The 19,833-nt window shown below is 69.3% G+C and carries 16 protein-coding genes; 15 read left to right on the top strand and 1 reads right to left on the bottom strand.

The genetic code is table 11. The annotated features are described in order from the left end of the window. The first annotated feature begins 266 nt into the window (after positions 1-266). From JJQ90_RS10870 to JJQ90_RS10920, 11 genes are read left to right on the top strand one after another with little or no spacing between them, the layout of a single operon-like run. Positions 267-1,490, top strand: coding sequence for an ABC transporter substrate-binding protein (locus JJQ90_RS10870; RefSeq protein WP_216875280.1), 1,224 nt, complete (start codon positions 267-269; stop codon positions 1,488-1,490). Between the two features lie 9 nt (positions 1,491-1,499). After that, positions 1,500-3,353, top strand: a complete 1,854-nt coding sequence (locus JJQ90_RS10875; RefSeq protein WP_216875282.1) for an ABC transporter permease — start codon at positions 1,500-1,502, stop codon at positions 3,351-3,353. Further along, entirely contained in the window at positions 3,350-4,132 is a 783-nt protein-coding gene (locus JJQ90_RS10880) for an ABC transporter ATP-binding protein (RefSeq protein ID WP_216875284.1), read from the top strand. Before JJQ90_RS10875 ends, JJQ90_RS10880 begins: the two co-directional genes overlap by 4 nt. Beyond that, entirely contained in the window at positions 4,125-4,838 is a 714-nt protein-coding gene (locus JJQ90_RS10885) for an ABC transporter ATP-binding protein (RefSeq protein WP_216875286.1), read from the top strand. Before JJQ90_RS10880 ends, JJQ90_RS10885 begins: the two co-directional genes overlap by 8 nt. Positions 4,839-4,843: 5 nt before the next feature. After that, a complete protein-coding gene (locus JJQ90_RS10890) occupies positions 4,844-6,874 on the top strand; it encodes a hydantoinase/oxoprolinase family protein (RefSeq protein ID WP_216875288.1) in 2,031 nt (676 codons plus the stop codon). After that, positions 6,871-8,544: a hydantoinase B/oxoprolinase family protein gene (locus tag JJQ90_RS10895; protein WP_216875290.1), complete on the top strand. Its 1,674-nt coding sequence runs from the start codon at positions 6,871-6,873 to the stop codon at positions 8,542-8,544. The genes JJQ90_RS10890 and JJQ90_RS10895 overlap by 4 nt, the downstream gene beginning before the upstream one ends. Continuing rightward, a complete protein-coding gene (locus JJQ90_RS10900; RefSeq protein WP_216875292.1) occupies positions 8,541-9,383 on the top strand; it encodes an FAD binding domain-containing protein in 843 nt (280 codons plus the stop codon). The genes JJQ90_RS10895 and JJQ90_RS10900 overlap by 4 nt, the downstream gene beginning before the upstream one ends. After that, entirely contained in the window at positions 9,380-12,067 is a 2,688-nt protein-coding gene (locus JJQ90_RS10905; protein ID WP_216875294.1) for a molybdopterin-dependent oxidoreductase, read from the top strand. Before JJQ90_RS10900 ends, JJQ90_RS10905 begins: the two co-directional genes overlap by 4 nt. Next, positions 12,064-13,560: a 6-hydroxynicotinate reductase gene (locus JJQ90_RS10910; protein ID WP_216875296.1), complete on the top strand. Its 1,497-nt coding sequence runs from the start codon at positions 12,064-12,066 to the stop codon at positions 13,558-13,560. Before JJQ90_RS10905 ends, JJQ90_RS10910 begins: the two co-directional genes overlap by 4 nt. Before the next feature lie 10 nt (positions 13,561-13,570). After that, positions 13,571-14,413, top strand: a complete 843-nt coding sequence (locus JJQ90_RS10915; RefSeq protein ID WP_457851883.1) for a UPF0280 family protein — start codon at positions 13,571-13,573, stop codon at positions 14,411-14,413. Then, a complete protein-coding gene (locus JJQ90_RS10920; protein ID WP_216875300.1) occupies positions 14,410-14,997 on the top strand; it encodes an amino acid synthesis family protein in 588 nt (195 codons plus the stop codon). Before JJQ90_RS10915 ends, JJQ90_RS10920 begins: the two co-directional genes overlap by 4 nt. Here the strand turns inward: JJQ90_RS10920 and JJQ90_RS10925 are convergent. Then, positions 14,972-15,943 carry a GlxA family transcriptional regulator gene (locus tag JJQ90_RS10925; RefSeq protein WP_216875303.1) on the bottom strand — a complete coding sequence of 324 codons (972 nt, stop codon included), beginning with the start codon at positions 15,941-15,943 and terminating at the stop codon, positions 14,972-14,974. The genes JJQ90_RS10920 and JJQ90_RS10925 overlap by 26 nt on opposite strands. A 224-nt stretch (positions 15,944-16,167) precedes the next feature. Here JJQ90_RS10925 and JJQ90_RS10930 point away from each other — a divergent pair, with 224 nt between their 5' ends. The 4 genes from JJQ90_RS10930 (at position 16,168) to groL (ending at position 19,808) form a co-directional block, all read left to right on the top strand. Then, positions 16,168-16,977 carry a transglutaminase-like domain-containing protein gene (locus JJQ90_RS10930; RefSeq protein WP_216875306.1) on the top strand — a complete coding sequence of 270 codons (810 nt, stop codon included), beginning with the start codon at positions 16,168-16,170 and terminating at the stop codon, positions 16,975-16,977. A gap of 1 nt (position 16,978) precedes the next feature. Continuing rightward, a complete protein-coding gene (locus JJQ90_RS10935; protein ID WP_216875307.1) occupies positions 16,979-17,698 on the top strand; it encodes an N-formylglutamate amidohydrolase in 720 nt (239 codons plus the stop codon). A 147-nt stretch (positions 17,699-17,845) separates the two neighbouring features. Continuing rightward, on the top strand, positions 17,846-18,136 hold the full coding sequence (gene groES, locus JJQ90_RS10940) for a co-chaperone GroES (RefSeq protein WP_216875309.1): 291 nt from the start codon (positions 17,846-17,848) through the stop codon (positions 18,134-18,136). Positions 18,137-18,206: 70 nt separating this feature from the next. Beyond that, positions 18,207-19,808, top strand: coding sequence for a chaperonin GroEL (gene groL, locus JJQ90_RS10945; protein ID WP_216875311.1), 1,602 nt, complete (start codon positions 18,207-18,209; stop codon positions 19,806-19,808). Positions 19,809-19,833: the final 25 nt, after the last annotated feature.

The raw sequence follows: 19,833 nt of genomic DNA on the forward strand, positions 1-19,833 counted from the left end.
CGTGAGCGCCAAGCTTTGGGAACTGGCCGATATGGTGGTGGTTTTGGAGGAATGGGAAAAGAGTCAGGGTCAGAAATCAAACTGACCCACTACCGCGGAGCCGCGTCTTGTAACCATGCGTCCCGTTTCGGCAGGCCGGCGCGGCTTTGGGCAAAGGGGTGATGCCCGGGCCGCATCGGCCGCCCTTGCAGACCGCGAAAGCCGCTGGACCCAGGCCGCGACCCGGGGGAGGATGCGGCCCAGACAGCGAGATGGGGATCTCTGGCATGGCTGGTTTCACCTTCACCCGGCGCACCGCCCTGGCCGCGGGCACTGGCCTGGTTGCCGGGCTGCGCCCCGGCATGGCACCGGCGCAGGGCGCGCCGATCAAGATCGGGGAGCTGAACTCCTATTCCCGCATGGCGGCCTTCGCGGTGCCCTATCGCAACGCCATCCAGCTCGCGGCCGATGCGATCAACCAGGCCGGCGGCGTCATGGGCGGGCGGCCGCTGGAATTCGTGTTCCGCGACGACGGCTCGACCCCCGGCGACGCGGTGCGCGTGGCGGAAGACCTGCTGACGCGGGAAGGCTGCGCCTTCCTCGCCGGCACCTTCCTGTCGAATGTCGGCCTCGCCGTCTCCGACTTCGCCAATCAACGGAAAAAACTGTTCCTGGCGACGGAGCCGCTGACCGATGCGCTGACCATGGCCCAGGGCAATCGCTACACCTGGCGGCTACGGCCGGGCACCTACATGCAGACCCGCATGGTGGTGGAAGCGGCGCGCGGCAAGACCGCGAAGCGCTGGGCGATCGTCGCGCCGAACTATGAATACGGGCAATCGGCGGCGGCGAACTTCAAGAAGCTGATCGGCACTGCCATCCCGGGCGCCGAAATTGTGGCGGAGCAGTATCCGGCGCTCGGCCGGGTGGATGCCGGCGCCACGGTGGGCGCGCTGGCCCAGGCGCGGCCGGATGGCATCTTCAACGTGCTGTTCGGACCGGACCTGACCGCCTTCGTGCGGGAGGGCAATACCCGCGGGCTGTTCGAGCGCCGCCTGGTGCTGTCCCTGCTGACCGGGGAGCCGGAATACATGCTGCCGCTGGGCGATGAATGCCCCGATGGCTGGATCACCACCGGCTATCCCTGGGAACAGGTGGAGGAGGCGTCGCACAAGGCCTTCATCGCCGCCTATCGCGCCCGCTTCAACGACACGCCGCGCAAGGGCAGCGTGCTGGGCTATGTCACCGCCCAGGTCGTCGCCAGCCTGCTGAACAAGGCGAATTCGACGGAGACGGAGGCGCTGGTCGATGCGCTGGCCGACCTGCCGACCCAGACCATCGTCGGCAATGTCACCATGCGCGGCCTGGACCACCAGGGCACCATGGGCACCTGGGTGGGGGAGACGGTGCTGCGCGGCCGCACCGGCACCATGCGCAATGCGCGCTATGCCGATGGCGCCAACTACCTGTTCCCCGAGGATGAGGTGCGCGCGGCGCGCCCACGGGCCTGACCGCGGCGCATGGATCTCGGCTTCCTGCTGGTCCAGTCCCTGTCGGGGCTGGCCAGCGCGTCTTCGCTGTTCGTCATCGCATCGGGGCTGACGCTGGTCTTCGGCGTCACCCGCATCGTCAATTTCGCGCATGGCAGCTTCTACATGCTCGGTGCCTATGTGGCGGTGACGGTGGTGCCCTGGCTGCTGGATTTCGACCGATCGCCGCTGCTGTTCTTCTGCGGCGTGCTGATTTCCGCCGCCGTGGTGGGCCTGCTCGGCGTGCTGATGGAAATCCTGCTGCTGCGGCGGCTCTACAAGGTGCCCGAACTGTTCCAGCTTCTGGCCACCTTCGGCGTGGTGCTGATGGTGCAGGATGCGGTGCTGTGGCTCTGGGGGCCGGTGGAGATCCCCGGGCCGCGCGCGCCCGGCCTGCGACATGGCGTGGAGATCCTCGGCCAGCGCTTCCCGGCCTATGAGCTGTTCCTGATCTGCGTCGGCCCCGCCGTGCTCGGGCTGTTGTGGTTGCTGATGCACAAGACGCGCTTCGGCATCCTGATCCGCGCGGCGACGCGGGACCGGGAGATGGTGGGCGCGCTGGGCGTGAACCAGGCGCTGCTGTTCACCGGCACGCTGTTCCTCGGCGCCTTTCTCGCCGGGCTCGGCGGCGCCCTGCAGATTCCGCGCGTCTCCGCCTCCTCCCAGATGGATCTGTCGATCATCACGGAGGCCTTCGTGGTGACGGTGATCGGCGGCATGGGCTCGGTGCCGGGCGCCTTCCTGGCGGCGGTGCTGATCGGGCAGTTGAATTCCTTCGGCGTGCTGATCTTCCCGAAGATCACGCTGGTGCTGGTCTTCCTGCTGATGGCCGTGGTGCTGGTGGTGAAGCCCTGGGGGCTGCTCGGCCGACCGGAACCGGCGGCGGGGCGCGCCGCGCTGCCGGAAGGCGTGCTGGCCATGCCGCGCTTCGGCGTGTGGGAAAAGGCGATCGCCGCCGTCGCCGTGCTCGCCACCCTCGCCGTGCCGGTCTTCGGCGACGCCTATACGGTGAAGGTGGTGACGGAGGTGCTGATCTTCGCGCTGGCCGCCTTCTCGCTGAACCTGCTGGTCGGGCATGGCGGCATCGTCTCCTTCGGCCATGCCGCCTATTTCGGGCTCGGCGCCTATGCGGCGGGGCTGCTGGTGACCAAGGGCGGGCTGCCGATGGAACCGGCGCTGATCGCCGCCCCCATCGCCGGCGCGGCCTTCGCGGCGCTGTTCGGCTTCTTCATCGTGCGGCTGAGCGGCATCTACCTGGCAATGCTGACCCTGGCCTTCGCGCAGATCGCCTATGCGGTCTGCTTTCAATGGGTGGAGGTGACGGGCGGCGACAATGGCGTGGTCGGCGTCTGGCCCAGCCCCTGGGCCAGGTCGCGGGAGGTGTTTCACTACCTCGTTGCCATCTGCTGCATCCTCGGCATCATCGGCCTGCGCCGCGTGGCCTATGCGCCCTTCGGCGCGACGCTGCGCGCGGCGCGGGATTCGGAACAGCGGGCGGATGCCATCGGCGTGGATGTGCGGCGGCATCGCTGGCTGGCCTTCACGCTGGCCGGCGGGGCGGCGGGGCTGGCCGGCGGGCTCTATGCCTTCTCCAAGGGCTCCATCGACCCGACGCTGCTCTCCATCCCGATGTCCATCGACTTCCTGGCGATGATCCTGCTGGGCGGCATGCAGACTGTGATGGGCGCCGTCGCCGGTGCGGCCGCCTTCCACACCATCAAGGACTTCTTCATGCCGCTGACGGACCATTGGCGGTTCTTCCTCGGCGCCTCCATCATCGCTTTGGTGCTGATCTTTCCGCGCGGCCTGTCCGGTGCCTATGGCGCGCTGCGGAGGCGCGCATGACGCTGCTGTCGGTGGAAGGGCTGAACAAGCGCTTTGGCGGCGTCGTCGCCGCGAAGGACGTGTCCTTCGCGCTGGCGGCGGGGGAAATGCTGGCGATCATCGGCCCGAATGGCGCCGGCAAATCCACCACCTTCAACATGGTCGGCGGACAGTTGCGGCCGGATACCGGGCGGGTGCTGCTGGACGGCCAGGACATCACCGGCCAGCCGCCGCGCCAGGTGTGCAAGCTGGGCGTCGGCCGCACCTTCCAGGTCGCGCAGACCTTCCTGTCCATGTCCATCCTGGGCAATGTCCAGATGGCGCTGATCGCCCATCACGGCCGCACCCGCGACCTGATTTCCGACGCCGCGACGCTCTACCGAACGGAGGCGCTGGCCCTGCTGGCCCGGGTCGGGATGGAGAGCGATGCGGACCGGCCGATCGGGGAACTGGCCTATGGCGATGTGAAGCGCGTGGAACTCGCCATCGCGCTGGCCGCCGCGCCGAAACTGCTGCTGATGGATGAACCGACCGCCGGCATGGCGCCGCGCGAACGCGCCAGCCTGATGCAGCTCACCGCCGATATCGCCCGCGGCCAGGGCATCGGCGTGCTGTTCACGGAACATGACATGGATGCGGTCTTCGCCCATGCCGACCGCATCCTGGTGCTGGTGCGGGGCGAGGTGATCGCGGAGGGTTCGCCCGAATCCGTGCGCGCCAATCCGGAAGTGCAGCGCGTCTATCTCGGCCAGTCCGGCCACAAGGCGGCGCTGCGGGCAAGGCGTGCGGCGCATGGCTGAGCCCGTGCTGGAAGTCTCCGGTGTCACCGCCGGCTATGGGCCGGCGGAGGTGCTGTTCGGCGTGGACATCACCCTGGAACGCGGCGAGGTGGCGGCGCTGATGGGCCGCAACGGCGCCGGCAAATCCACCACCATGAAGGCGATCATGGGTCTGCTGCCGCCGCGCGCCGGCCAGGTTCGCTTCGCCGGCCAGGACATCACCGGCTGGGCGCCCTTTCGGATCGCGCGCGCGGGCCTCGGCTATGTGCCGGAAGACCGGCGCATCTTCACGGACCTGACGGTGGCCGAGAATCTGGAAGTCGGGCGTCGCCCCGCGCAGGGCGGCCGCACGGCCTGGACGGTGGAACGCCTCTACGAGATTTTCCCTAATCTCGCCGAGATGCGTGGGCGGCGCGCTGCCGCCATGTCGGGCGGGGAACAGCAGATGCTGACCATCGCGCGAACGCTCATGGGCAATCCGGAAGCCGTGCTGCTGGACGAGCCCTCCGAGGGCCTGGCGCCGGTGATCGTGGAGTTGATGGCGGAGGCCGTGCTGCGCATGAAGGCGGAGGGGATTTCCGTGCTGCTCTCCGAACAGAGCCTCGACTTCGCCGCCGCCGTCGCCGACCGCGCCTTCGTCATCGAAAAGGGCGCCATCCGCTTCGCCGGCAGCATGGCGGCGCTGGAAGCGGATGAGCAGGTCCGCACCACCTATCTGACGGTGTGACGCGCATGTCCCACATCACGGCCGGCATCGATGTCGGCGGCACCTTTACCGACCTGCTTCTGCAGGACGCGGAAGGGCGCGTGCGGCTCGCCAAAGTGCCGACCACCACAGCGAACCAGGCGGATGGCGTGCTGGCGGCGATCGCGGCGGCGGGCAGTTCGCCGGCGGAGCTGGATCTCATCATCCACGGCACCACAGCCACGACCAATGCGGTGCTGGAGCGCAAGTTATCCCGAGTTGGCCTGATCACAACTGCCGGCTTTCGCGACGTGCTGGAGCTCGGCCGCCGCACGCGCCCACACCCCTACGGCCTCAAGGGGACCTTCGAACCGCTGGTGCCGCGCGAATGGCGGCGCGAGGTGGCGGAGCGCATGGATGCGCGCGGTGCCGCTGTCACGCCACTGGATGAGGAAGCCGTGGCGCGGGAGGTGCGCGCGCTGCTGGCGGAAGGCTGCGAGGCGCTGGTCGTGCATTTCCTGCACGCCTATGCAAACCCGGCGCATGAACGGCGCGCCGGGGAGATCGCCCGCGCGATCTGGCCGAATGACTACGTCACGCTGGGCCACGAACTGCTCTCGGAATTCCGGGAATACGAACGCGGAACCACGGCCGCGGTGAACGCCGCCGTGCAGCCGATCCTGGACCGCTACATCACGCGGCTGCAGGCCCAGCTTGCCGCGCAGGGTCACAGGCGCGAGTTGCTGGTGATGAACGGCAATGGCGGCACGGTGCCGGCCCGGCTTGTCGCGCGGGAGGCCGCGAAGACGGTCATGTCCGGCCCGGCCTCCGGCGTCATGGCGGCGGCGGCGACGCTGGCCCAGAGTGGGCTGCGCAATGCCATCACCTACGACATGGGCGGCACCTCCACCGATGTCGCGCTGATCGCCGGCGGCGTGCCGGAAGTCTCCGCCGAGCTGTCCATCGCCTATGGGCTGCCGATCCATCTGCCGATGGTGGATGTGCGGACGGTGGGCGCGGGCGGCGGTTCCATCGCCGGACTGGACCGCGCCGGCATGTTTAGGGTCGGTCCGGAAAGCGCGGGCAGCCTGCCGGGACCGATCTGCTTCGGGCGGGGCGGCACGCGGCCCACCATCACGGATGCCAATCTGGTGCTGGGGCGGCTCGACCCCGCGCGGCTGCTGGCGGTGCGGGATGCGGTGCCTGTGGAAGCCGTGCGCGCGGCCTTCGCGGCGCAGATCGGCGCGCCGCTCGGCATGAGCGTGGAACAGGCGGCGGAGGCGACGCTGCGGCTGGCCAATGTGCATATGGCTGGCGCGATCCGCATGGTCTCCCTCTCCCGCGGCCACGACCCGCGCGATTTCTGTCTGTTTGCCTTCGGCGGCGCCGGGCCGCTGCATGCGGTGGCACTGGCGCGGGAAATCGGCATCCCGATGGTGCTGGTGCCGGCACGGCCGGGGCTCACCAATGCGCTGGGCTGCCTGGTGGCGGACCTGCGGCAGGATGCGGTGAACACGCTGAATCGCGGGTTGGACGATATTTCTGCCGAGGAGATCACGGAGACGCTGACGGCACAGCGCGATCGCGCCCTGGCCGTCGTCGCCGCCGATAGCGCGGAGATCGAGCGGACAGAAGTGCTGCACGCAGCGGACATGCAGTTTCGCGGCCAGACGCATCTGATCCGCGTCGCCCTGCCGAGGATCGATATGACGCGCCCAGAGATCCAGGCCGCCTTTGAGGCCGCTTATTTCGCCCGCTTCCAGGTGCAGCTTCCCGAGGTCCGCGCCGTCCTGGTGAACCTGACCACCACCGTCATCGGCCGCCGCCGCGCCTTCCCGCTCTCCGCACTGCTGGACCCGGCCGAACGTGGCGGTGAAGCGCGGGTCGGAGAGCGGGACCTCTATGCCGAGGGCAGCTGGCACCGCGCCACGGTCTGGCAGCGCGAAAGGCTGGCAGAAGGCGCGCGCATCGCCGGCCCCGCCATCATCCAGCAGGCGGATGCGACCACGGTGCTGGAACCGCGATCTGAAGCCGTGGTCGATGCCATCGGCAATCTCCGCATCACGGTGCTGCCATGATCGATGCCCTGACGCTCGCCGTGATCCAGGCCGGGTTGCAGCAGGTCTGCAACGAGATGGACGTCACCTTTTCCCGCGCCGCGTTTTCCCCGGTGATCGCGGAGGCCGATGACCGCTCGGATGGCATCTATGCCGCGGAGGATGGCGCGCTGATCGCGCAGGGCGAGCTCGGCCTGCCGGTCTTCGTCGGCACGATGGCGCATTCGGCGGCGCATCTGGTGCGGCTGATCGGCGAAGGCGCGGTGGCGGCACCGGAGCCGGGCGATATCTACATCGTCAACGACCCCTATCTGGGCGGCACGCATCTGATGGATGTGCGGTTCGCCAGGCCCTTCTTTGTCGATGGCGAGCTGTTCTGCTGGCTTCAGAACACGGGTCACTGGCCGGATATCGGCGGCATGGTCCCTGGCGGCTTCTCCGCCCATGCCACGGAAGTCGAACAGGAAGGCCTGCGCCTGCCGCCCGTAAAACTGTTCAAGAAGGGCGTGCTGGATCGGGAGATCCTGTCGATCATCCAGTCCAATATCCGCGTGGCCGACCAGCGCATCGGCGACATCAAGGCGCAGGCCGCGGCGCTGCTGGTGGGAGAGGCGCGGCTGGCCGAGATGGTGTCCCGATATGGCCTGGTGACCCTGCGCGAGGCCATCGCCGGCATCCGCGCGCGCGCGGCGGAGCGGATGCTGGCGGAAATCCGGCGCATCCCGGACGGCGTCTATGTCTCGGAAGCCTTCGTGGATTCGGACGGCGTGGTGGATGCACCATTGCGCATCGCGCTGACGGTGACGCGGCAGGGTGATGAGCTGGTCTTCGACCTGGGCGAATCCTCGCCGCCCTGCCAGGGGCCGATGAATTCCGTCTGGGCCACCACCTGTTCTGCCGTCTACCTCGCGATGAAGCACATTTTTCCGGATGTGCCGATCAATGCCGGCACCTTTGCGCCACTGCGCGTGATCCGGCCTGAAGGCACGTTCCTGGATGCGCGCTACCCGCGCCCGGTCTCCGGCTGCGCGGCGGAGGTCTCGCAGCGGATTGCGGAGGCGGTGTTCCTCGCCATCGCGCAGGCGCTGCCAGCGGAGGTCTGGGCGGCGCCCGCCGGCACCTCCGGCAATTTCGCGCTCGGCGGCTTCGATCCCGCGCGCAACGCCGGCTATGTGATGTACCAGATCACCGGCGGCGGCTATGGCGGCACGGCGGAAGCCGATGGGCTGACCAATGGCTGCTCCACCATCGGCATCAGCAAGACCGCGCCGGTGGAGGTGATGGAGCAGTACTACCCCGTCCTGTTCAGGCGTTTCGCGATCCATGAGGGCTCCGGCGGCGCCGGCGCGCAGCGCGGCGGCTTCGGCGTGCACTACGAGGTGGAGCTGCTGCGCGGCGAGGCCAAGGCGAGCTTCGTGATGGACCATGGCCGCTTCGGCCCGCCGGGCGTGCTCGGCGGCGGCGAGGGTGCGAAAAATAGCGTCAAACTGCACCGCAACGGCACCACCACCATCCCGCTGCACCTGTCGAAGGACCAGGGGCTGCAGCTGCGCGCCGGCGATCGGGTGGAGGTGATGACGCCGGGCGGCGGCGGCTATGGCAACCCACGCGACCGCGACCCGGCGCTGGTCGCGCGGGATGTGCGGCGCGGCTATTACACGGCGGACCAGGCGAAGGCGCTATGGGGATGACCGCCTATCACCGCCCGACGACGCTCCTCGATGCGCTGGCGATCCGCGCCGGGGCGGATGTGGCCGTGCTCGCCGGCGGCACGGATATCTTCCCCGCCCGCATCGCGCGCGCGGCTTGGGGCGATCCGACGCATCGGGATGTGCTGGACATCAGCGCCCTGCCCGGCCTGCGCGACATCGAGGAAACGGATGACGGCTGGCGCATCGGCTGCCTCGTCACCTGGTCCGCGTTGGCGCGCAGGACGCTGCCGCCGCTGTTCGATGGGCTGAAGGCCGCGTCGCGGGAAGTGGGCGGCATGCAGGTGCAGAATCGTGGCACGCTGGTGGGCAATCTCGTCACCGCGTCGCCGGCCGGTGATGGCATTCCCAACCTGCTGGCGCTGGACGCCGCTGTGGAGATCGCCAGCCCGCGCGGCACGCGCCTGCTGCCGGTGGCGGAATTCCTGACCGGCTATCGCGCCACCGCGCTGGCGGCGGATGAGCTGGTGCTCGCGCTTCATGTGCCGCGGCTGGAAGGCGCGCAGGGCGCCTTCCGCAAGCTGGGCGCGCGGCACTACCTGGTGATCTCCATCGCCATGGCCGCCGGCGTGATCGCCACCGATGACACGGGGCGCATCACCGAGGCGCGCATCGCCCTCGGCGCCTGTTCGGCGGTGGCGCAACGCCTGCCGGGGCTGGAGGCCGCGCTGCTCGGCGTGGCGCGCGCACAGGCCACGCGCGTGCCGCAGCCACATCATCTGGAAGCCATCACGCCGATCGACGACATCCGCGCCACCGCCGCCTATCGCCGCGATGCCGCGCTGGTGCTGTTGCAGGATCTGCTGGAGGCGCGCGCATGATCGACCTCGCCTTCACCCTGAACGGCGCGCCCTGCACCGTCGCCGCGCCGCCCTTCGCGCCGCTGTCGGATACGCTGCGCGAAAGGCTCGGCCTGACCGGCACGAAGGAGGGTTGCAACGCCGGCGATTGCGGTGCCTGCACGGTGCTCGTGGATGGCGCGCAGGCCTGCGCCTGCCTGATCCCCTCGGCCCAGGCGCAGGGCGCCGAGATCCAGACCGTGGACGCGACGCAGGGCGCGGTGGGCGCCGTGCTGGCGCGGCTGCGCGCGTCCTTCCTGGCCCATGGCGCGGCGCAGTGCGGCATCTGCTCGCCGGGGATGTTGATGGCCGCGGCCGACCTGCTGCTGCGCGATGCGGCGCCGGATCGTGCGGCGGTGCGTGATGCACTGGGCGGCGTGCTGTGCCGCTGCACCGGCTATGCCAAGATCCTGGACGCCGTGCTGGATGCGGCGCCGAAGGCCGTCCCTGCGCCGCTCGCGGGCGAGGCCGTCGGCGCCAGCATCGCGCGGCTCGATGGCGTGGCAAAGCTGGATGGTACGGACCGTTTTGGTGCGGATGAGGCGCCGGCGGATGCGCTGTGGCTGCGCGTGGTGCGATCGCCGCATGCCAGCGCGCGCTTTTCGCTCGGCGATCTGGAAGCCGCAAGGCGCGAGCTGGGGCTGGAGGCCATCCTGACCGCGGCCGATGTGCCTGGCGTCAACGCCTTCGGCATCATGCCGAACCTGAAGGACCAGCCCGTGCTGGCGGATGGCCTCGTGCGCTTCCGCGGCGAGGCGGTGCTCGGCCTGGTCGGCACGCGCGAGGCCGTGGCGGCGGTGCGCGATGCGGCGCTGCCGATCACCTGGCATCCCCTGCTTGCGCTGCATGGCGCCGAAGCCGCCAGCGCGGCGGAGGCGCCGCAGTTGCATGCGCATGCGCCGAACAATCTGCTGATCGAGGGACGGCTCAATCGCGGCACGCCGGCGCGCGACGTCGCCCATGCCGAAGGCCGCTTCACCACAGCCTTCGTCGAGCACGCCTATATCGAACCCGAGGCGGGCTATGCGCAGCCCGCGCCAGATGGCTTGGGCATGGAGGTTTTTGCCTGCACCCAGGCGCCCTATATGGACCGCGAGGAGACCGCACGCGTGCTCGGCGTGGCGGAGGAACTCGTGAGAATCCGCCCCAGCGCCTGCGGTGGCGGCTTTGGTGGCAAGCTGGATGTCTCGGTGCAGCCGCTGCTGGCGGTGGCCGCGCGCAAGCTGAACCGGCCGGTGCGCATCATCTATTCGCGCGCCGAGAGCATGGCGAGCACCACCAAGCGCCACCCCGCCAGCATCACCGCGCGCATGGCCGCCGATGCGCAGGGCCACTTCACCAGCTATGAATTCGATGCGGACTTCAACACCGGCGCCTATGCGAGCTGGGGCGCCACCGTCGCCAATCGCGTGCCCGTGCATGCGGGTGGCCCCTACCGCATCGCCAATCTCCGCAACCGCGCGCGCGCCATCTACACCAACGATACGCCCGCCGGCGCCTTTCGTGGCTTTGGTGTTCCGCAGGCGGCGATCGCGACGGAATCTCTGGTGGATGACCTGGCCGAACAGCTCGGCCTCGATCGCTGGGAGATCCGCCGCCGCAACGCCATCGGCCGCGGCGACACGACGCATAGCGGCCAGGTCCTGCACGCCTCCGCCGGGCTGCCGGAATGCCTGGATGCGCTGAAGCCGGATTGGGAGGCGATGCTGGCGCAGGTCGCCTCGCATAATGCCGATGAGCCGCGCATCAGGCTCGGCGCCGGCATTGCCTGCATGTGGTATGGCTGCGGCAATACCAGCATGTCCAACCCCTCCCGCATGAAGCTCACGCTGGCACGCGATGGGACGCTGACGCTGTTCAACGGCGCCGTGGATATCGGCCAGGGCAGCACCACCGTCATGGCCCAGATCTGCGCGGATGCGCTGGGACTGCCGCTGGAGAACTTCCGCTTCGTGCTGGGCGATACCTCCCGCACCTACGACGCCGGCAAGACCAGCGCCTCCCGCCAGACGTTTGTGAGTGGTCGCGCGGCGATGGAGACGGGGCTGGCGCTGCGGCGGCGGATTCTCGCCCTGGCCAATGCGGGCGACGATGCCGCGCTGCGGCTGGAAGGCACGCAACTGCATGTCGGCAGCGCGCGGGTGATCGACCTGGCGACGCTGCCCGCGGACCTCGAAGCCGAAGGCCGCTATGACCCTCCGACCACGGCGCTCGACGAGAACGGCCAGGGCACGCCCTATGCCACCTACGGCTTTGCCGCGCAGATCGCGCTGGTCTCGGTGGACACCGGGCTCGGCGTCACCAAGGTGCGGCGCATCGTGGCGGCACAGGATGTGGGCCGCGCGGTGAATCCCACGCTCGTGCTCGGCCAGATCCATGGCGGCATCGCCCAGGGCCTCGGCTTGGCGCTGATGGAGGAATTTCTTCCAGGCCGTACGGAAAACCTGCACGACTACCTGATCCCGACCGTGGGCGACGTGCCGGAGATCGCGGTGCATCTGATCGAGGATCCGGAACCCGAAGGCCCTTATGGGGCAAAAGGCGTTGGCGAGCCGGCGCTGGTGCCGACCGCGCCGGCCATCCTCTCGGCCATCCGCCACGCCACCGGCGTCACCCTGCGCCAGGTGCCCGTGCTGCCGCACCGGCTGTGGGAGCAGATGCGATGAGCGACCATGGCAGCCTCGCCGCACGTTCGCAGAAATTCGGCGCGGCGGAAGGCGACCAGGGCATCGTGCGCTGCGATGCCTGCCCCGTGCTGTGCCGTATCCGTCCCGGCCGCAGTGGCGCCTGCTCGCGCTATGCCAATGACAACGGCCAGCTTGTCCGTACCGATCCGGCGGTGACGCTGGCGCGTGCGGTGGAGAACGGCGGCCCCGTCGTGGCTTTCGCGGAGGGTGGCTGGGACGGACAGTTGCTCGATCCCTCCCACGCCTTCGTCACCGGCATCGGCGCCGGCACCACCTATCCAGACTACAAGCCCGCCCCCTTCATCGTCGGCGCCAGCCATTCGGGGGTGGATACCGTCACCATCGTGACGGAGGGAATCTTCAGCTATTGCGGCGTGAAGGTGAAGATCGACACGGATCGGCACCTCGGCGCCGAAACCGCCGCCGTGCGCGCCAATGGCGAACAGGTGGGCCATGTCACCACCGCCGAATATGGCAGCCAGATGCTGTCGCTCGGCGGCGTGCGGCACCTCACCGGCGGTTCCAAGCGCGAAGGCACCACCACCTGCGACACGCTGCTGAAACTGTGTGCGGGTGACGCGGTGGAACTCACCATCGATGGTGGCCACGCGGTCCGCGTGCAGGCCGGCCAGGCGCCGATTGTGGATGGCAAGCCGGAGGTGCGCATGCGCGTCGGCTGCGGCAGCGCCACCATCGGCATCTTCGCGCAACAGTGGCTCGGCCAGGTGGATGAGGTGATCGTGGTGGATGACCACATCACCGGCCTGCTCTCCGAACACCAGGCGGGCAAGGTGCTCGGCATGAAGCCCACCGGCATACGGCTGCGCGGGCGGCGCTCCACGCCCGGCCGGTATTTCCAGGTGGCGAATCCGGGCCTCGGCTGGGGCGGCACGGATATCAGCGACCCGCTGGCGATCATCGAGAGCATCGACCCGAAGACCGCCTGGCCCGGGCTGCGCCTGCTGCTGACCTCCACCACCGGGGAGGATGCGCTGTGGTGCGTGCTGGACGATGCGCTTCGCCCGGTGCCGGCGGAGATGCCGGATGGCGTCGCGAAAGTGGTTGAGCGGATCGGCGAGAATTGCGAGCCATCTCTCTGCAGCGTCATCTTCATGGCAGGCGCCGGCGGGTCGCTGCGCGCGGGCGTTACGGAAAATCCCGTGCTGCTGACGCGCAGCGTGGCCTCGGGCGAAACCCGCGTCACCATGGGCGGCGCGCCGGTCTATCTCTGGCCCGGCGGCGGCATCACGGTGATGGCGGATGTGCTGCGGCTGCCGAAGAACGCCTTTGGCTATGTGCCGACGCCCGCCATCGTCGCGCCCATCGAATTCACGCTGCCGCGCGCGCTGTATGAGCGCCTCGGCGGGCACATGGCCGAGATTGTGCCGGTGCAGGATCTTCTCCGGGATCTCGGCCCCTCGCTGCGCGTCGAGGACTGGCAGGCCGACAATCCCTGGCCCTTCACCGGCTGACATGCCGAGCGTGCAGCGCCTGACCGGGGATCGGCTGCATCTTCAGCACGGCCCGATCGACATCGTGCTGCGCGCCTGGGGGCCGCCCGATGCCGTCGCCGCGGCGGAGGCCGCCGCCATCGCGCGGTTCGACACTGCGCTGGACGAGTTGGTGGCCGAATTGCCGCTGCTGCGCCGCGCCACCGATGCCGCCACGCCGCCATGTGGCGCCATCGCGCGGACGATGCACGCCGCCTGCCTGCCCTATTCCGCGCGCGGCGTCTTCGTCACGCCGATGGCGGCGGTGGCGGGCGCGGTGGCGGATGCGTTGCTGGCGGCGATGCGCCACGCCGCGCCGGACCTCACCCGCGCCTTCGTCAATGATGGCGGCGATATCGCCGTGCTGGCCGGGGATGGCCTGGATATCGGCATGGCCGCCAACCCCGGCGGCGCGTTCGATGGCGCGCTGCATCTGCGCGCGGTGGATGGCATTGGCGGCATCGCCACCTCCGGCCGGCATGGCCGATCCTTCTCGCTGGGCATCGCCGATGCCGTCACGGTGCTGGCCCCCACCGCCGCGGCGGCGGATGTGGCGGCGACGCTGATCGCGAATGCGGTGGATGTGGTGAGCCCCGCCATCGCCCGCCATCCCGCCTGCGCGCTCGACCTGGACAGTGACCTTGGCGCGCGGCTGGTGACGGTGGAGGTCGGCCCGCTCACCGCGATCGAGATCGACACGGCCCTCGAATCCGGCGCCGCCTTCGCCGAATCCTGCTGTCGGGCCGGCCTGATCCGCGCTGCCGCACTGCGCCTCGGCGGCCGGTTCCGCATGGCCGGCATTCCCTTCCCCCTGCTGACGGAATCCCGCCCATGACCCAGACACTCGAAATCCGGAAGACGGTGCTTTGCGTCGAGGAAGTTCGCCACGACGGCGGCCCACCGCTGACCACGCCCATCCTGAAGGGCTGGTGCGCCGTCATCCTCAAAAACCCCTTCGCCGGACGGCATGAGTCCGATCTGATGTGGATGATGGAGGCGATGAAGCCGATCGGCCTGATGGTCGCGGAAAGGCTGCTGGCCGGCCTCGGCGGCGACCCGGCGCGGATTGAGGCCTATGGCAAGGGCGGCCTGGTCGGCGCGGCCGGGGAGTTGGAGCACGGCGCGCTGTGGCATGTGGCCGGCGGCTATGCGATGCGCGGGCTGCTCGGCCAGGCGCTGTCCATCGTGCCCTCCATGACCAAGGTCGGGCCGATGGGCGCCATGCTGGACCTGCCGATCCACCACCGCAACGCCGCCTATGTCCGCAGCCATTTCGACGGCATCACCGCGACCGTGCCGGATGCGCCGCGGCCGGACGAAATCCTGTTCGCGCTGGCCATGACCACCGGCGGCCGCCCGCATGCGCGCGTCGGCGGGCTGACGCAGGCGGCGATCAGCGCCTGGGACGGGCAGCGGTGACCTCGCCACGCCGGTCCTGCCGCGGCGATCGCCCGAAGCGCGCCGCATAGGCCCGCGAGAAATGCGCCGCGCTGACGAAGCCGCAGGCCATCGCCACCTGAAGCACCGAGAGCGCGGTCTGCCGCAACAGCCGCCGCGCATGATCGAGCCGAAGGCCCAGGTAATGCGCGCCGATGGTCAGGCCCAGATGGCCGCGGAACAGCCTTTCCAACTGCCGTACCGAAAGGCCGGCGCTGGTCGCCAGCGCCTCGCGCGGCAGCGGGTCCTCGATGGCGCGCTCCATCTGTTCCAGCGCCGCCAGCAGGCTGGGGTGGTTGGTGTCGTAGCGTTCCGGCAGGCCCATCCGCTGCGGCTCGTCCCCCGCCCGCGGCCGGGTGTGCAGGAACCACTCAGCCACCGCGCGGGCCAGGGGCCGGCCCTGCGCCGCCTCGATCAGCGCCAGCATCATGTCGAGCGCCGCGGTGCCGCCGGAGCAGGTGCAACGATCCCGGTCCACCTCAAAAAGCGCGCCGGTCACGGTCAGGCCAGGGAAACGCTCGGCCATCGCCGGCACGTAGTCCCAATGCGCCGTGCAGCGGTAGCCCTGGAGCAGCCCGGCGCGCGCCAGGATATAGGCCCCGCCGGAAATGCCGCCGATGCGGATGCCGCGCGCGGCTTCCGCCCGCAGCCAGGCGAGCGTCGCGGGATGCTCGAATTCCGCGGGATTGCCACCGGCGCAGACGAACAGCAGGTCGATCTGCCCCGGCCGCGCCAATCCCTGGTCCGCCATGATGCCCACGCCATTGGAGGCCCGCACCGGCAGCCCATCCGGCGAGATGTGCACCCATTCATAGAGTTTGGTGCCGGCCAGGTCGTTGGCGGCACGGAAGGGCTCCACCGCGCAGCCATAGGACAGCAGCGCGAAGCCGGGCAGCAGCAGGAAGCCGATGCGCAGCACGGCCGGCATGCCACGCTCCGTCCCGCGGACCAAAGCGCCCCTGCGCGGCGGTGCGACCGGGTCGTGTGGAGCGGAGGCCGGAACGCGGGAGGTGGGCTTGCTGGGCATTGGGGCACGTCATGGTGGAGCCGGAACAAGGCACTGTCCACCTTGGGCTGAACCGTTCATTATGAGGAACCCTGGCGGAGTCATTTCGTTCCTGCCATTGCACCCCCTCCGCGAAGGATTTCTCCATGCGCATCCGCGCCGGCTGCCAGATAACCTATGACTGCCCGCAGCCGACGCCGATGCTGCTGATGGTGAACCCGCATCCCTCCCGCGCGCCGGACCTGATCGGACCGCATGAGATCAGCTTCAATCCGCCGATCCCGCATCACGACTATCAGGACGGCTTCGGCAATACCTGCACCCGCATCGTCGCCCCCACCGGGCGGCTGGTGATCCGCACCAACTTCCTGGTGCAGGACAGCGGGTTGACGGACCCGGTGCATCCCGAAGCACGGCAGCACCGGGTGGAGGACCTGCCCGACGACGCGCTGGTCTATCTGCTGGGCAGTCGCTACTGCGATACGGACAAGCTGGGCAATTTCGCCTGGGCGCAGTTCGGCCAGGGGCCGGAAGGCTGGGCGCGGGTGCAGGCCATCTGCGACTATGCGCACAACCACATCAAGTTCGACTATCAGCGGGCGAGCGCCACCCGCAGCGCGCATGACGCGCATCAGGAACAGGTCGGCGTCTGCCGCGACTTCGCGCATCTCGCGGTCACACTGTGCCGCTGCGTCAATATCCCTGCCCGCTACTGCACCGGCTATCTGGGCGATATCGGCATGCCGCCGCCCTATGGCCCGATGGATTTCGCCGCATGGTTCGAGGTGTATCTGGACGGCGCCTGGCACACCTTCGACGCGCGCAACAACATGCCGCGCATCGGTCGCATCCTGATGGCACGCGGGCGCGATGCCACCGATGTGGCCATCGCCACCACCTTCGGCCCCTGCACCCTGGCCGACTTCCAGGTCTTCACGGATGAGGTCACCGGCTGAGATGGTGCCTGCCGTCAGCGTGGTGAATGAGGGCGGCAGCTCTCCCCTCGTGTTGGTCTGCGAACACGCCAGCAACCACATCCCGGAAGGCTTCGCGGGCCTGGGCCTGCCGCTGGAGGAATTGCGGCGGCACATCGCCTGGGACATCGGCGCGGCGGCCCTGGCCGGGCGGCTCGCCGCGCTGCTGGATGCGCCGCTGTTCCTGTCCGGCACTTCGCGCCTGCTGATCGACTGCAACCGCCCACCCGGCGTGCCCAGCAGCATCCCACGGCGCAGCGAGGCCACCGACATCCCGGGCAACCAGGGGCTGACGCCGGCGCAGGTGGCGCAGCGGCAGGACGACTACTTCTGGCCCTTCCAGCACCGCATCGCGCAGTTCCTGGATGCGCAGCCGACCCGCTTCATCCTCGGCGTGCACAGCTTCACGCCGGTATTCCATGGCATTCCCCGCCCCTGGCAGGCCGGCGTGCTGTATGGCGAGGCCACCGTCTTCGGCGCCGCCCTGATCGCAGGGCTGCGGCAGGACCCGGCACTGACCGTGGGCGACAACGAACCCTACCGGATCGAACTGGCCGAGGACTACACCGTGCCGGTGCATGGCGATGCCCGTGGCATTCCCGCCGCGCTGATCGAGGTGCGGCAGGATCTTCTGGCCGATCCGGCCGGGATCGAGGCCTGGGCGCTGCGGCTGGCCCCCGTGCTGGCCGCCGCCATCGCCTGAAGCCGCTGCCTGAAACCGACCGGCGGGACGGTTTCACCTTGCAACGGACCCCCGGCCGCCCGATATTGCTGGCACTCCGAGGGGCCGAGTGCCAGCCCGCGCGGCTGCCCCCGACCGGGGCGCGACATCCGCGAAAGAAACCCCACCATGAGCTTCCGCCCCTTGCAGGACCGCGTCCTGCTGCGTCGCGTCGCGGCCGAGGAAAAGACCCGCGGCGGGATCATCATTCCCGACACCGCGCAGGAGAAGCCGCAGGAAGGCGAGATCATCGCCGCCGGACCGGGCGCGATCCACGCCAATGGCCATCTGGTCCCGCTGGATGTGAAGGCCGGCGACCGCGTGCTGTTCGGCAAATGGTCCGGCACCGAGATCAAGATCGACGGTGAGGATCTGCTGATCCTGAAGGAATCCGACCTGCTGGGCGTCCTGAAGGCCTGATGCCCGCGGCCGCAGGGCCGCACGCCGTGCCTCGCTCAGCCGGGCCATGCGCCCAACAAGGATCGAAAAAATGCCAGCCAAAGACGTGCGCTTCGGCGCCGATGCCCGCAAGCGGATGCTGCGCGGCGTGGATGTTCTCGCCCAATCCGTGAAGGTCACGCTCGGCCCCAAGGGCCGCAACGTGCTGCTGGCCAAGAGCTGGGGCGCGCCGCGCATCACCAAGGACGGCGTTTCCGTCGCCATGGAGATCGAGCTGCCCGACCGCATGGAGAACATGGGCGCGCAGCTTGTGCGGGAAGTCGCCTCCAAGACCAAGGACATCGCCGGCGACGGCACCACCACCGCCATCGTCCTGGCGCAGGCCATAGCCCGCGAAGGCATGCAGGCGGTCGCCGCCGGCATGAGCCCGATGGGCCTGAAGCGCGGCGTCGATGCCGCCGTGGTCGCGCTGGTGGCGGAGCTCGCCGCGCGCAGCCGCCCGATTGCCAGCGAGGCCGAGATCGCCCAGGTCGGCACCGTCTCCGCCAATGGAGAGGCCGAGATCGGCCGGATGATCGCGGAAGCGATGACCAAGGTCGGCAAGGAAGGCGTCATCACCATCGAGGAAGGCAAGATCGCCGCCACCGAGCTGGAGATCGTCGATGGCATGCAGTTCGACCGCGGCTATCTCTCGCCCTACTTCATCACCAATGCCGAGAAGATGGCGGTGGAGCTGGAAGCCCCCTACATCCTGATCTGCGAGAAGAAGCTCTCCGCGCTGCAGACCTTCCTGCCGCTGCTGGAAGCCGTCGCGCAATCCAGCCGCCCGCTGCTGATCATCGCCGAGGATATCGAGGGCGAGACGCTGGCCACCCTGGTGGTGAACAAGCTGCGCGGCGGGCTGAAGGTGGCGGCCGTGAAGGCGCCGGGCTTCGGTGACCGTCGCAAGGCGATGCTCGAGGACATCGCAGCGCTGACCGGCGCGCAGGTGATCTCCGAGGATCTCGGCATGAAGCTGGAGAATGTGACGCTCGAGATGCTCGGCACCGCCAAGCGCGTGCGGATCGAGAAGGAAACCACCACCATCGTCGATGGTGCCGGCGAGAAGGACGCGATCCAGGCGCGCATCGCCCAGATCAAGGCGCAGATCGAGGATACCACCTCGGATTACGACAAGGAGAAGCTGCAGGAGCGGCTCGCCAAGCTGGCCGGCGGCGTCGCCGTCATCAAGGTCGGCGGCAATACCGAGGTCGAGGTGAAGGAACGCAAGGACCGCGTCGAGGACGCGCTGCATGCGACCCGCGCCGCGGTCGAGGAAGGCATCGTCCCCGGTGGCGGCGTCGCGCTGCTGCGCGCCAGCCTGATCCTGGCCAGCCTGAATGCCGAGGATGCCGACCAGAAGTTCGGCATCGAGATCGTCCGCCGCGCCGTCTCCGCACCGCTGCGGCAGATCGCCACCAATGCCGGCGAGGATGGGGCCGTGGTGGCCGGCGACGTGCTGCGCAATCCGGACCCGAGCTGGGGCTACGACGCCCAGGCCGGCGAGCACAAGGACCTGGTCGCGGCCGGCATCATCGACCCGACCAAGGTGGTGCGTGCCGCCTTGCAGCACGCGGCCTCCGTCGCCGGCTTGTTGATGACGACCGAGGCGATGATCTGCACGGCGGCCGAGCCGGACGAATCCGAGGGCTGAGCAAAAGGCCGGAAGCGCTGCTTCC

Source organism: Falsiroseomonas oleicola, assembly GCF_019029495.1.
In the GTDB taxonomy this organism is placed as follows: Bacteria; Pseudomonadota; Alphaproteobacteria; order Acetobacterales; family Acetobacteraceae; genus Falsiroseomonas; species Falsiroseomonas oleicola.

Excerpts from the sequence above, each read along its gene's own strand:
- JJQ90_RS10870 (WP_216875280.1), top strand. The coding sequence starts at position 267 with ATGGCTGGTTTCACCTTCACCCGGCGCACCGCCCTGGCCGCGGGCACT.
- JJQ90_RS10875 (WP_216875282.1), top strand. The coding sequence starts at position 1,500 with ATGGATCTCGGCTTCCTGCTGGTCCAGTCCCTGTCGGGGCTGGCCAGC.
- JJQ90_RS10880 (WP_216875284.1), top strand. The coding sequence starts at position 3,350 with ATGACGCTGCTGTCGGTGGAAGGGCTGAACAAGCGCTTTGGCGGCGTC.
- JJQ90_RS10885 (WP_216875286.1), top strand. The coding sequence starts at position 4,125 with ATGGCTGAGCCCGTGCTGGAAGTCTCCGGTGTCACCGCCGGCTATGGG.
- JJQ90_RS10890 (WP_216875288.1), top strand. The coding sequence starts at position 4,844 with ATGTCCCACATCACGGCCGGCATCGATGTCGGCGGCACCTTTACCGAC.
- JJQ90_RS10895 (WP_216875290.1), top strand. The coding sequence starts at position 6,871 with ATGATCGATGCCCTGACGCTCGCCGTGATCCAGGCCGGGTTGCAGCAG.
- JJQ90_RS10900 (WP_216875292.1), top strand. The coding sequence starts at position 8,541 with ATGACCGCCTATCACCGCCCGACGACGCTCCTCGATGCGCTGGCGATC.
- JJQ90_RS10905 (WP_216875294.1), top strand. The coding sequence starts at position 9,380 with ATGATCGACCTCGCCTTCACCCTGAACGGCGCGCCCTGCACCGTCGCC.
- JJQ90_RS10910 (WP_216875296.1), top strand. The coding sequence starts at position 12,064 with ATGAGCGACCATGGCAGCCTCGCCGCACGTTCGCAGAAATTCGGCGCG.
- JJQ90_RS10920 (WP_216875300.1), top strand. The coding sequence starts at position 14,410 with ATGACCCAGACACTCGAAATCCGGAAGACGGTGCTTTGCGTCGAGGAA.
- JJQ90_RS10925 (WP_216875303.1), bottom strand. The coding sequence starts at position 15,943 with ATGCCGGCCGTGCTGCGCATCGGCTTCCTGCTGCTGCCCGGCTTCGCG.
- JJQ90_RS10930 (WP_216875306.1), top strand. The coding sequence starts at position 16,168 with ATGCGCATCCGCGCCGGCTGCCAGATAACCTATGACTGCCCGCAGCCG.
- JJQ90_RS10935 (WP_216875307.1), top strand. The coding sequence starts at position 16,979 with ATGGTGCCTGCCGTCAGCGTGGTGAATGAGGGCGGCAGCTCTCCCCTC.
- groES (WP_216875309.1), top strand. The coding sequence starts at position 17,846 with ATGAGCTTCCGCCCCTTGCAGGACCGCGTCCTGCTGCGTCGCGTCGCG.
- groL (WP_216875311.1), top strand. The coding sequence starts at position 18,207 with ATGCCAGCCAAAGACGTGCGCTTCGGCGCCGATGCCCGCAAGCGGATG.